We start from the raw sequence: 11,663 nt of genomic DNA, 5'->3' as shown, positions 1-11,663 counted from the left end.
CGCTACTTGCGCTTTGCCGGAGCCGCGGGCTTCACCGCGGAAGCGATGGAGGATGCAAAGGTCGGAGCGACGACCTTGGCCTTGTCCTGCTTGGGCTTCTTCATCTCGCGGTTGCCGCGGCGATGCTTCATGGACATGGGGTTGGTTTCCTGGCGTCGAGGCGGAGAAAATCTCCGGATCGTCGGGCCATTGGGCGCACTCTACGCCGATTGACGTTCGAAGTACGATTAATGACCCGCTGGTTCAGGGGGCTTCTATCTGCGCGACCACCGCGTGCGTGCGAGAAGACGGGGCTCGCTCGGGGGTGGCCGACGGCGAATGCGGCACGGCGCGCTCTCCGATGGTGAATGCGGCCACCAGGAAAAGCAGGCCGCCTGCGACGGTGCTCGGCCCATAGCCCCAACGAGCGCTGTGCCGCCAGCACGGAAAAATCGCGATGCCCGCGGCCGCCAACAGCACGGCGAGGCTCAATCCCAGCATTTGTATCCCCTATCGTTGGCGGATGAACGAGCATGGAGAGTGCGGGTTCCGCCCTGAGATGGTCTTTTTCGGTACGGGCTCGGCGGCCGAGCCATCCCTCAGCGACGGCATTCCACATGGTCGCAGGCGGGCATGCAGGGGTAGGTTGCCGCCAACAATGAACGATCCCCTCTCGCACGCCCGTGCGCTGCTGCAGTCCGTCTTTGGATTCGGCGCATTCCGTCCCGGCCAAGAGGAAATCGTGCGCGCCGTGCTGGCCGGTGAGAATGTGCTGGCCGTCATGCCCACCGGCAGCGGCAAGTCGCTCTGCTTCCAGCTTCCGGCCATCGCCCGGCCCGGTCTCACCCTGGTCGTTTCGCCGCTGATCGCGCTGATGCGCGACCAGGTCCAGGCGCTGACCGCCGCCGGGGTCGCAGCCGGCAGCCTGAACTCCAGCAACGAGTCGTCCGAGACTGCACGGGTGATGGGCCTGCTGCGTCGCGGCGAGTTGCGCCTGCTGTACGTCGCGCCGGAGCGGCTGGCGCGGCCCGACACGGTCGAGATGCTGGCCGAGGCGCAGGTCACGATGATGGCCATCGACGAGGCGCATTGTGTCTCTCAATGGGGCCACGACTTCCGGCCCGACTATCTGACGCTGGGCAATCTGGCGCGCCAGATCGGCGGGCGTCTGCAGACGCTGGCTTTCACCGCCACCGCCGACGCACCTACCCGCGGCGACATCGTCGAGAAGCTGTTCGCCGCCGAGCCGCGCGTCTTCGTGCGCAGCTTCGACCGTCCCAACCTCAAGCTTGCCTTCAGGCCCAAGGAACGTTCGACGCGCCAGGTCCTGTCCTTCGTGCAGGCCCATCCGGGCGAGAGCGGCATCGTCTACTGCTCGTCCCGCCGCAAGGTCGAGGAACTGGCCGAGACGCTCAAGGCTGCGGGCATCAACGCGCGGCCCTATCACGCCGGCCTTGAGAAATCTGTGCGCGATGCCAACCAGGATGCGTTCCAGCAGGAAGACGGGCTGGTGATGACCGCCACCGTCGCCTTCGGCATGGGCATCGACAAGCCCGACGTACGCTTCGTCTGCCACGCCGACCTGCCGTCCAACGTCGAAGCCTACTACCAGGAGATCGGCCGCGCCGGCCGTGACGGGTTGCCGGCCGACACGCTGACGCTCTACGGGCTGGGCGATATGCAGCTCCGCCGCCTGCAGATCGAGCAGAGCGATTCCTCCGATGAACGCAAGCGCATCGAGCGCCAGCGGCTGGGTGCGTTGCTGGCGCTGGCCGAGGCACCGCGCTGCCGGCGCCAGACACTGCTCGCCTATTTCGGCGAGGCTTCGGAAATCTGCGGCAACTGCGATCTCTGCCAGGAAGGCGTCGAGCTGTTCGATGCAACGATCGATGCCCAGAAGGCGATGTCCGCCATCGTGCGTACCGGTGAGCGCTTCGGCATGGAACATCTCATCGCCATCCTGACCGGCGAACTCACCGACAACGTGGCCAAGTTCAACCATGAGAGGCTGCCGACCTTCGGGGTCGGCAAGAACCGCAAGGCTGCCGACTGGCGCTCCATCTTCCGGCAGCTCTCCGCGGTGGGGCTGATCGCCCAGGATCTGATGGAGCACGGACGCTGGTGGGTGACCGACGAGGGTTGGGCCGTGCTCAAGGGCAAGCAGAAGGTCGAGCTGCGCAAGATCGTGTCGTCACCGACGTCCAAGGGAGAGCGCCGCGACCGGCGGGCCACGGCGGCGCCGATCGTGAGCGACGCCGACAGCGAGCTGCTCGACTCGCTCCGCTCGCTGCGCACCAGGCTGGCGCGCGCCCAGAACGTTCCCGCCTACGTCGTTTTTTCCGACCGCACCCTGGTCGAACTCGCCACCCATAGGCCTACGACGGCGGCGGCGATGCGGGAAATCCACGGAATCGGCGATGCCAAGCTGGAGCGCTACGGGGCCGAATTCCTGGCCATCATCGAGCCTCGGGCACCCTGAAGAGGCCCTGTTTCGGAACTTTTTCCGGCTTCCCTACGTTTTGCAGATCGCGCCGTCCCGGGCCGGGACTGGCGCTTCTTGGCTCCGGAGCGGGTCGGCAAAGCGGAGAAAACAGATGTTGGCCAGGACGAGCAAGTCGAAGGATCGGACGGGTGTGCCGGGGCTCGACGATGTTCTTCTGGGCGGGCTTGCGGTTGGGCGGGTCTTTCTACTCGAGGGAAGCCCCGGCACGGGCAAGACCACAATGGCAATGCGCTTCCTTATCGAAGGCGCCCAAGGCGGGGAGCGAGGCCTCTACATCACCCTGTCCGAGACCGCGGCCGAGCTGCGCGCGACGGCCGAGGCACACGACTGGCAGATAGACGACAAGATCGAGATCTTCGAAGTCGTGCCGCCGGAGAGCCTGCTCGATGCCGACCAGCAGCAGAGCCTGCTCTATTCGTCGGACCTCGAACTCGGCGAAACCATCAAGCTGATCTTCGAAGCGGTCGAGCGCAGCAAGGCCCAGCGCATCGTCCTGGATTCGCTGTCGGAAATCCGCCTGCTCGCGCAAAGCTCTTTGCGCTACCGGCGACAGATCCTGGCCATGAAGCACTATTTCGCACGCCACGGCGCTACCGTTCTCATGCTCGACGATCTGACGACCGACATTCTCGACAAGACGGTGCACAGCGTTGCGCATGGCGTTATCCGATTGGAGGAGATGACGCCGGACTATGGTGGCGAGCGACGGCGCCTGCGCGTGGTGAAGTACCGGGCGCAGGGCTTTCGCGGCGGCTACCACGACTTCGTCATTCGCGCGGGCGGCGCCCGTGTCTTTCCGCGGCTGGTCGCGGCAGAAAACCGGCGCAGCTTCGCACGCGGCCGCATCGCGACCGGTCTGCCGGCGTTCGACGGTCTGCTGGGAGGCGGAATCGAGCAAGGAACCAGCACCTTGGTGCTTGGGCCAGCGGGCTCGGGCAAGTCGACCCTGGTGTGGCAGTTCGTGGCGGAAGCTGTTCGCAAGGGCGACAAGGCAGCCATGTTCATCTTCGACGAGGAGCTCGGGCTCCTCATCGAGCGCGCCAGGCCCCTCGGCTTCGATTTCGCCGCGATGCAGGAGACGGGGCGTCTGCAGATCACGCAGCTCGACGCTGCCGAGCTGTCGCCCGGTGAATTTGCCCACCAGGTCCGCCAAGCGGCGGATGATCCGGCAATGAAGACGGTCGTGATCGACAGCCTCAACGGCTACCAGGCGTCGATGCCGCAGGAGAACGCCCTGATCCTGCACATGCATGAGCTTGTTCAGTATCTGAACCGCTCCGGCGTCTCGACCTTCCTCACGGTGGCCCAGCATGGACTGGTCGGTGAGATGAAGTCGCCGGTCGACGTGACCTACCTGGCCGATGCCGTGATCCTGCTGCGCTTCTTCGAGGCAGAAGGGTCGGTGCGTCGTGCACTCTCGGTCATCAAGAAGCGCGGCGGCAAGCACGAGGACACGATCCGCGAGTTCTGGATCGATGGCGGCCTGCATATCGGCGAACCGCTATCGGAGTTCCAGGGTGTCCTGCGTGGCACGCCATTTTATCCCGGGGATCGCGCGCCTGCTCGTCCGGCGCGTGGCGAATGACGGTTTCACCCGAGCGGCCTCTCCGCGCCTTGGTGCTGGCGCCCAGGGGGCGGGATGCCGCGGTGGCGTCGTCTCTGATCGAGCCAACGGGCGTTTCGTGCATTGTCTGCCCGAGACTAGCAGCCGTGGTCGATTTCCTGGACGACGACATCGCTTTCCTCCTGATCACAGAGGAGGCGATCCGGGGCGCGGATCTCAAGCCTCTCGGCGCCTGGCTCGCCAACCAGCCGCCCTGGTCCGACCTGCCGTTCCTTCTGGTGACCGACCACGGCGGCGGGCCGGAGCGCAATCCGATCGCCTCACGCTGGCTGGAGACGCTGGGCAACGTCTCCTTCATCGAGCGCCCCTTCCATCCCACGACACTGGTCAGCGTCGCACGGGCCGCCGTCAAAGGCCGGCGGCGCCAGCACGACACGCGCCGGCTGCTCGCCCACCTGCGAGATAGCGACGAGCGGCTGCGCACCGCGCTACACGCTGGCCGGTTGACCGCCTGGGAGTTCGACTTCGCCACGTCGCGGCTTACGGTGTCGGACGAGGGAAGATCGATGCTCGGCCTCACCGGCCTACGGGAGATCGGGCTCGACGAGTTGCTGCAAGGGATTGTATCGGACGAACAGGCTCATGTGATTCAGGCCCTTGGCCGCAGCGTCGCGACCGGTGAAGACTTCGCCACCGATCTTCGTTTCGGACGACCTGACGGCGCCCTCCTTTGGCTCGAAGTCCGTGCGCGCCTGGTCCGCGATGGGGCGGGATCGCCGCGACGTTTCGTCGGCCTCGCCTCGGACATCACCGCGCGCAAATCGGCGGAGATGGCGCTTCAGGGCATGAACGAACAGCTCGAGAAGCGGGTCGAGGAGCGGACGGCGCAGCTTCGGAGTGCACATGACGAGCTTCTTGCCCAGATCTCTGAGCGGGAACGGACGGAGGCCCAACTCCGCCAGATGCAGAAACTGGAGTCGATCGGCCAGCTCACGGGCGGCGTCGCGCACGATTTCAACAACCTGCTGACGGCCGTGATCGGCAACCTCGAACTGTTGCGTAAACGCGTGCCTGCAAACCCGTCCAGCGACCGGCTGATCGAGGGCGCCATGCAGGGCGCCCAGCGGGGCGCGGCATTGACGCAGCGCCTGCTGGCCTTCGCGCGTCATCAGGCGCTCGATGCCCGGCCGGTCGATCTCGGCGAATTGATACGAGGCATGGACGACCTGCTGCACCGCTCGCTCGGTCCTTCGGTGACGATGATCCAGGATCTTCCGGCCGGCATTCCTCCGGCTCATGTCGATGCCAACCAGGTGGAACTCGCGCTGCTCAACCTTGCGGTCAACAGCCGCGATGCCATGCTGGAAGGCGGCACCTTGACCTTGACGCTCGATCTCGCGGAGACCGATGCCGCGAGCGATCTCGCGGCGGGCCGTTACGTGCGTCTCGCCGTATCCGACACCGGTGCGGGCATGGACACCGAGACACTCCGCAAGGCCATCGAGCCGTTCTTCTCCACCAAGGACGTGGGCAAGGGCACGGGGCTTGGCCTGTCGATGATCCACGGCCTGGCCCAACAGCTCAAAGGCGCTCTGCGCCTGTTCAGTACGCCCGGCCAGGGTACGCGGGCGGAGCTGTGGTTGCCCGTCGCCCTCGGGGCCGCGAGAGTCACCGCCCCCGAACCTGCTGCCGAAGACTCCGACGAGAAGCGCCGGGCTACGCTGCTGTTCGTCGACGACGATTTTCTCATTGGCCTCAGTACGACGTCGCTCCTCGAGGATCTCGGACATACGGTCGTGAAGGCCTCGTCAGGGCCTGAGGCTCTCGAAGTGCTGCGTTCCGGCGGCCCCATCGACCTCATGATCACGGACTACGCCATGCCGGGAATGACCGGTCTCGAACTGGCCGAGCAAGCCCGCGCGCTGCGCCCCGAGCTACCCATCCTGCTCGCCACCGGCTATGCCGACCTTCCGACTCGCCCCAAGTTCGCCCTGCCGCGCCTCAGCAAGCCCTATCAGCAGCAGCAACTCGCCGAACAGATCCAGAGCCTGCTCGGCTGACTCATTGGATCACGACTGGCATCACCCGCCGCACGCGCTCGTCGCGCAGCCAGAGGCCGCCCCAGACCAGGATGCCCAAATAGAGGCCGAACAGTGTGTGGCTGAGCAGCGGGCTGCCGATGCGCAGGTGGGTCGCGATGGCGCCGCCGAACAGGCCGGTCAGCAACACCGCACCCAGCAGTGCCGTACGCGGCCAGGCGTAAAGCGCCGTGCAGGCGAGCGTCACGATGCCCAGGAGGCGTGCGAAGGACTCGGTCGTGGGATAGCCGAGCTCCTTCATCGTGGCGGTGACGATCTCGAGGGGCGGCAACTTGATCATCCCGTCGAAGATCAGGAACAGGATGGCGAGGCTGCTGAGGAGGCGGCCCGCCCACAGGGCTCTGGTCGAGACCATGCTCGTTCAGCTCTTCTTCGGGGACATGCCCATCGACCACAGGACGCCGAACGGATCGCGGAACTGGCCGTAGCGGTCGCCCCAGAACATGTCCTGGACGGGCAGCACGACCGTGCCGCCGGCCTTGAGCGCCTTCTCGAAAGCGGCATCCACGTCGTCGACCTGGAGATGCAGGATAAAGGCCGCGGGCTTTTCCAGAGGCGCGCCGTGTTCGGGGAAGGCGTCGGCCAGCATCAGCGACCCGCCGTTGACCACCAGATGGATGTGCATGTAGCGGCCCTTGTCGTCGGGCGGCATGCGCATGACTTCCTGGGCGCCGAGCGCCGTGACGTAGAACTCGGCCGCCTGGGCGGCATTGCTGACGGAAAGGTAGGGACAGGGACCACCGAGTACGGGCGGCTGAACGACAGGGGTCATGACGGTCTCCTTGGCTGGTGTCATGTCCACAGGACGAACGGGCGATCCGGCGCCCGACACCGCGGCCAGAATTATTTCTAGGGAGACAGCCGGTCCAGATGCTGGCGGATATGTGCCGCCTCGGCCGGTGTATTGGCGAGTGCTATCGCGCGGCCGAAGGCCTCGCGGGCTTCCTGGGGGCGCTCTAGCTGCAGCAGCAGCGCGCCCTTCACGCCATGGAAATAGAAGTAGCCCTGCAGCCGAGTGCCCAGCGGTTCGATCATCTCGAGCGCGGCTTCGGGGCCGCGGACCTTCGAGACCGCCACCGCTCGATTGAGCGTCACCACCGGCGACGGCTGCAGGCGCTCTAGGTTGGCATAGAGCAGGTCGATCTGTGCCCAGTCCGTGTCTGCGGCGCGTTGGGCACGGGCATGCAGCGCCGCAATGGCGGCCTGGATCTGGTAGGGGCCGGGCCGGCGGTGGCGCATCGCCTTGTCGATCAGGGCCAGCCCCTCGGCGATGCGCGGCCGGCTCCACAGGCTGCGATCCTGGTCCTCCAGCAGGACGATGTTGCCGTCCCCGTCGAAGCGGGCCTTGGCCCGCGCGCGCTGCAGCAGCATCAGGGCCGTGAGCCCCATGATCTCGGGCTCGGTGGGGAACAGGCGCAGCAGCAGGCGGACCAGCCAGATCGCCTCTTCGGCCAGCGGCTTGCGGGCCTCGGCCTCGCGGCTGTTGCTCGAGGAATATCCCTCGTTGAACAGCAGGTAGATCATCGCTGCCACGACGGCGAGACGCTCTGCGCGCTCGGGCGCTCCGGGCGTCTCGAAGGCGACGCTGGCGTTGCCGATGCGCGCCTTGGCCCGCGTGATGCGCTGCTCCATTGCGGCTTCGCTGACCAGGAAGGCCTGGGCGATCTGCTTCACAGACAGGCCGCAGACGATGCGCAGGGCCAGCGCGATCTGCTGGGTTGCGGGCAGTTCCGGATGACAGCAGATGAACAGCAGCCGGAGGATGTCGTCCTTGTAGTGCTCGCCGTCGAGCCGGTCGGCCAGCGAGGTCTCGGCGTCGTCGAGGTCCGACAGCACCGTCTCGTCCGGCAGTTCCGTCTGCCGCGCCTGACGGCGGACCTGATCCATCGCGGCGTTGCGGCCGACCAGGATCAGCCAGGCGGCGGGATCGCGCGGCGGCCCGTTCTGCGGCCAGTTCTTGAGCGCGCGCAGGCAGGCTTCCTGGAAGGCTTCCTCGGCGGTATCGAGATTCCGGAAGTATCGCAGCAGCGCCCCCATCACCTGGGGGCGGGCTGCGCCCAGAACCGGATCGATCCAGCCGAGATCGTTCACGGGGCTGGCTTCCGTTCGTCAGGAAGCTGGCTGGGGTGGAATTCGGCGACCGGCCGGATTTCGTAGCTGCCTGTGCCCGGATTGGCCTTGGCGAGTTCCTTCGCCGTGTCGAGAGCCTCTTCCAGCGAAGCGCAGTCGATGACGTAAAAGCCGAGCAGCTGCTCCTTGGTCTCCGCGAAGGGGCCGTCGATCACCATCTCCTCGCGCCCCTTGCGCAGGGTCGTGGCCGCCGTGGTCGGCAGGAGGCGGGCCACCGGCCCGAGGCGGCCCTGCCGGGCGAGCTTGTCGTTGACGGCGTAGAGCTTCGTCATCGTCTCATCGTGGTACTCCTTCGACCACGAACCGATGGCTTCCTCGGAATTGTAGCAGAGGATGGCGTAGAGCATGGATGTTCGGCTCCTGTTGGACCTAGGACGCAGGAACAGGCCATCAGCCGACAGCCCAGCGCGATTTATTTCAGCTTATTCGGCGTCGGAAGAGACGGGAATCGCGAAGGGCGTGCCGGCCTTGAGGATTCGATAGCGGCCGTCCTGGATCTCTGCACCGGCCACGATGCCGGTGCGCGCGCTGCCGCCGTCGAGCCCCAGGCGATCGCCCTCGAAGAGATGCGGGTCTTCCATCCCGCTGATCGCCGTGTGCTTGTCGGGCGGCGTATGGCCATGGACCACCAGCGTACCGCCGAAGCCCTGCTTCCAGTCGAGGAAGCCATGGTTGATCCAGGCCCAGCGCGCTTCGGTGAAGATCAGCCAGGGGCGGGCGAGGAACTCGTCCTCCTCGGCATGTGGATCGAGGCCGCCATGGACGAACACCGTGTTGCCGAGCCGCACGTGCGAGCGCATGCCCTGCAGGCGGTGCACCACTGTCTCGCCGAGCGCCTCGCGGAGCAGTGCTTGATCGGCGTGGGCCGCGGATCGGCCGGCGCGGGCTGCCATCTCATCGAGGAGAATGTGACCGCCCATGCGCTTGCTGAGCCACATGGTCTCCGCCTTGTGCGCGTGCGGACCGCCCACCACCGTGAGCATCATCATGATCTCGTGGTTGCCCATCAGCCGGTCGACATGGTCGACTCCGTGCGCTTCCTCGGAGCGGGCCCACAGTTCGAGCACGCCGGCGCTGTCGGGGCCGCGGTTGATCATGTCGCCGAGATAGATCAGCCGCCGCCGGCCCGTGGCTTCGCCGGCCAGTCCGGCAATGGATTTCAGGAGCGCAGCCAGTTCCGCCGCACAGCCATGGACGTCGCCGATGGCGAACACCGTCTCCCCCTTCAGATCGAACGGGGCGGGCTTCCACTCTGAGACGGTGACGGGGAGGTCGGTCATCGGGCCATGCTAGCCCTATCCGGTTTGCCGCTCCACAGCCGCCGGCTCGCGGTCGAACTCCTGCTTGATCCCTCGATTGAGATCGTACTTGAGCTGGACGGCCGCTTCCCGCTGCGTCCACACCTGTGCAGCCAATGTGTACTTGTCGGCCTCCAGCGTATCGATGCCGATCGCCGAGACCTTGAGAACCCTTGCATCCCGCTCAATCGTCCCGCGAAGGCGGGAGATCGAGGTGTCGATGTCTTCGTTTGCCGGCCGCGGAACGCGGAACTCGAGACGTGCGGTGTCATTTCGGGTCGGCACCTTCAGGATCTCTCCCCACAGCTTGCCGTTGGGAATGATGATGCGGGTGTTGTCGTCACCATCGATCTCCGTGAAGAACAGGTTGATCTCACGCGCGATGCCCGTCACGCCGCCCGTTTCGACACGGTCTCCGATGTGGAACGGCCGGAACACCACCAGCATGATGCCGGCCGCGAGATTGCTGAGTGTGCCCTGGAGTGCCAGGCCGATGGCGATGCCGAGCGCGCCGAGGACGGCGACGAAGCTCGTCGTGGCGATGCCGAACGTCGTCAGCACCGCGACGAAGGTGAACACGAGAACGGTGTAGCGGACAGCATTGCCGATGAAGAGCGCAACCGTCCGGTCGATGCGGGGCGACTTCTGGCAGAGCCGCACAACAGCCGTGTAAAGAAGTCGCGACGTCATCCAGCCGGCGCACAGGATGATGACTGCGCCGATGATGCGTAGTCCATAGGTGGTGACCAGGGCCACCAGTACGTTTGCCGCGTTATTCCACTGTTGCTCGATGCCCATGGGACGGCAAACGCCCCGCGGGTCGCGGCGGTTGCCTTCCCTTAGCCGGATGCGGCCTCAGCGGGCGTCGTTCTCGCGAATGAAGGTGCGGACACGCGGCATGATCTGCTCACGCCACTTGCGGCCGTTGAAGATGCCGTAATGGCCGACCCGCGGCTGCTCCCAGTGCACGTGGCGCGCACCGGGAATGTTGGGCGTCAGTGCATGCGCCGCCTTGGTCTGGCCGACGCCCGAGATGTCGTCCAGCTCGCCCTCGACCGTCATCAGGGCGGTCTCGATGAACGAGGGATCGATCTTGCGGCCGCGGCTCACCCACTCGCCGCGCGGCAGCAGGTGCTCCTTGAATACGACCTCGATGGTCTGGAGATAGAACTCGGCGCTGAGATCCATCACGGCGAGATATTCGTCGTAGAAGGCGCGGTGGGCGTCCGCCGGATCGTCGTCGCCCTTCACCAGATGCTCGAACTGGCGCATGTGCGCATTCACATGGCGGTCGAGATTCATGCTGATGAAGGAAGTGAGCTGCAGGAAGCCCGGGTAGACACGGCGCAACGCGCCCGGATAGTTGAGCGGCACCGTCGAGATGACGTTATGCCGGAACCACATCATCGAGTTGCGCATCGCGAGGTCGTTGGGGACCGTCGGGCTGACGCGGGTGTCGATCGGGCCGCCCATCAGGGTGAGCGACTTGGGCTGGCGCGGCTCCTTGGCCTCCGCCATCAGAGCGGCGGCGGCCAGCACCGGCACCGAGGGCTGGCAGACGGCGATGACATGGACGTCGGGGCCGAGATAGCGGCAGAAGTCGGCGACGTAGTCGATGTAGTCGTCGAGGTCGAAGTTGCCCTGGCTCAGCGGCACTTCGCGCGCGTCGATCCAGTCGGTGATGTGAACGTCATGGTCGGGCAGCAGCGCCTCGACCGTTCCGCGCAACAGGGTGGCGTAGTGGCCGCTCATCGGCGCCACGACCAGGACCTTGGGATCGCGACGGGTGGTGTCGCGATGGAAATGGAGGAGCTGGCAGAACGGCTTGCGCAGCAGGATCTCTTCGTTGACTGCGACGGTGTCGTCGCCGACCACCGTCGTCTTCAATCCGAATGCCGGCTTGCCGTAGTTTTGCGTGAGGCGCGTCATGATCTCCGCACCGGCGGCGATCGACTTGCCCAACCAAGTCTCAGCCCACGGATTGTAGGGGCTGGAATAGACCTGCTCGAGGGCGCTGGCCCACATCCGCAAGGGGACGGAGAGCTGGCGCTGGAATTCGTAGGCTTGATAAAGCATGGGGCGCGGATTGT

At 65.9% G+C, this 11,663-nt stretch carries 12 protein-coding genes; 3 read left to right on the top strand and 9 right to left on the bottom strand.

Annotated features, from left to right (window positions below; genetic code table 11):
- Positions 1–2: 2 nt before the first annotated feature.
- A complete protein-coding gene (locus ACQY78_RS15310; protein ID WP_428676440.1) occupies positions 3–137 on the bottom strand; it encodes a hypothetical protein in 135 nt (44 codons plus the stop codon).
- 106 nt (positions 138–243) lie between these two features.
- Positions 244–480: a DUF3309 family protein gene (locus tag ACQY78_RS15305; protein WP_428676438.1), complete on the bottom strand. Its 237-nt coding sequence runs from the start codon at positions 478–480 to the stop codon at positions 244–246.
- 157 nt (positions 481–637) lie between these two features.
- On the opposite strand from ACQY78_RS15305, the gene recQ reads away from it, so the two are divergent.
- The 3 genes from recQ to ACQY78_RS15290 all read left to right on the top strand — a co-directional run bounded on the left by recQ (position 638) and on the right by ACQY78_RS15290 (position 6,106).
- Positions 638–2,458, top strand: coding sequence for a DNA helicase RecQ (gene recQ, locus ACQY78_RS15300; protein WP_428676436.1), 1,821 nt, complete (start codon positions 638–640; stop codon positions 2,456–2,458).
- A 115-nt stretch (positions 2,459–2,573) separates the two neighbouring features.
- A complete protein-coding gene (locus ACQY78_RS15295; protein WP_428686393.1) occupies positions 2,574–4,067 on the top strand; it encodes an ATPase domain-containing protein in 1,494 nt (497 codons plus the stop codon).
- A 125-nt stretch (positions 4,068–4,192) separates the two neighbouring features.
- Positions 4,193–6,106, top strand: a complete 1,914-nt coding sequence (locus tag ACQY78_RS15290; RefSeq protein ID WP_428676434.1) for an ATP-binding protein — start codon at positions 4,193–4,195, stop codon at positions 6,104–6,106.
- A 1-nt stretch (position 6,107) separates the two neighbouring features.
- On the opposite strand, the gene ACQY78_RS15285 is transcribed toward ACQY78_RS15290, so the two are convergent.
- The 7 genes from ACQY78_RS15285 to ACQY78_RS15255 all read right to left on the bottom strand — a co-directional run bounded on the left by ACQY78_RS15285 (position 6,108) and on the right by ACQY78_RS15255 (position 11,649).
- Positions 6,108–6,500, bottom strand: a complete 393-nt coding sequence (locus tag ACQY78_RS15285) for a DoxX family protein (protein ID WP_428676432.1) — start codon at positions 6,498–6,500, stop codon at positions 6,108–6,110.
- A gap of 6 nt (positions 6,501–6,506) precedes the next feature.
- On the bottom strand, positions 6,507–6,917 hold the full coding sequence (locus ACQY78_RS15280; RefSeq protein ID WP_428676430.1) for a VOC family protein: 411 nt from the start codon (positions 6,915–6,917) through the stop codon (positions 6,507–6,509).
- Positions 6,918–6,994: 77 nt separating this feature from the next.
- Positions 6,995–8,236: an RNA polymerase sigma factor gene (locus ACQY78_RS15275; RefSeq protein ID WP_428676428.1), complete on the bottom strand. Its 1,242-nt coding sequence runs from the start codon at positions 8,234–8,236 to the stop codon at positions 6,995–6,997.
- The gene (locus tag ACQY78_RS15270; protein ID WP_428676426.1) at positions 8,233–8,622 is read right to left on the bottom strand and encodes a YciI family protein; all 390 of its coding nucleotides are present in this window, start codon (positions 8,620–8,622) and stop codon (positions 8,233–8,235) included. Before ACQY78_RS15270 ends, ACQY78_RS15275 begins: the two co-directional genes overlap by 4 nt.
- Positions 8,623–8,697: 75 nt before the next feature.
- A complete protein-coding gene (locus ACQY78_RS15265; protein WP_428676424.1) occupies positions 8,698–9,555 on the bottom strand; it encodes a metallophosphoesterase in 858 nt (285 codons plus the stop codon).
- Between the two features lie 15 nt (positions 9,556–9,570).
- Positions 9,571–10,371, bottom strand: a complete 801-nt coding sequence (locus ACQY78_RS15260) for a mechanosensitive ion channel family protein (RefSeq protein ID WP_428676422.1) — start codon at positions 10,369–10,371, stop codon at positions 9,571–9,573.
- A 57-nt stretch (positions 10,372–10,428) separates the two neighbouring features.
- Positions 10,429–11,649: a polyhydroxyalkanoate depolymerase gene (locus ACQY78_RS15255; RefSeq protein WP_428676420.1), complete on the bottom strand. Its 1,221-nt coding sequence runs from the start codon at positions 11,647–11,649 to the stop codon at positions 10,429–10,431.
- Positions 11,650–11,663: the final 14 nt, after the last annotated feature.

This window comes from Reyranella sp., from assembly GCF_965279625.1.
Classification (GTDB): Bacteria; Pseudomonadota; Alphaproteobacteria; order Reyranellales; family Reyranellaceae; genus Reyranella.
Note: the sequence above shows the minus strand (reverse complement) of the source record. Positions and strands in the feature narration are given on the sequence as shown.

Bases quoted from the DNA above. Each gene is read 5' to 3' on its own strand.
- ACQY78_RS15310 (WP_428676440.1), bottom strand. From the start codon at position 137: ATGTCCATGAAGCATCGCCGCGGCAACCGCGAGATGAAGAAGCCCAAG.
- ACQY78_RS15305 (WP_428676438.1), bottom strand. From the start codon at position 480: ATGCTGGGATTGAGCCTCGCCGTGCTGTTGGCGGCCGCGGGCATCGCG.
- recQ (WP_428676436.1), top strand. From the start codon at position 638: ATGAACGATCCCCTCTCGCACGCCCGTGCGCTGCTGCAGTCCGTCTTT.
- ACQY78_RS15295 (WP_428686393.1), top strand. From the start codon at position 2,574: ATGTTGGCCAGGACGAGCAAGTCGAAGGATCGGACGGGTGTGCCGGGG.
- ACQY78_RS15285 (WP_428676432.1), bottom strand. From the start codon at position 6,500: ATGGTCTCGACCAGAGCCCTGTGGGCGGGCCGCCTCCTCAGCAGCCTC.
- ACQY78_RS15280 (WP_428676430.1), bottom strand. From the start codon at position 6,917: ATGACCCCTGTCGTTCAGCCGCCCGTACTCGGTGGTCCCTGTCCCTAC.
- ACQY78_RS15270 (WP_428676426.1), bottom strand. From the start codon at position 8,622: ATGCTCTACGCCATCCTCTGCTACAATTCCGAGGAAGCCATCGGTTCG.
- ACQY78_RS15265 (WP_428676424.1), bottom strand. From the start codon at position 9,555: ATGACCGACCTCCCCGTCACCGTCTCAGAGTGGAAGCCCGCCCCGTTC.
- ACQY78_RS15260 (WP_428676422.1), bottom strand. From the start codon at position 10,371: ATGGGCATCGAGCAACAGTGGAATAACGCGGCAAACGTACTGGTGGCC.
- ACQY78_RS15255 (WP_428676420.1), bottom strand. From the start codon at position 11,649: ATGCTTTATCAAGCCTACGAATTCCAGCGCCAGCTCTCCGTCCCCTTG.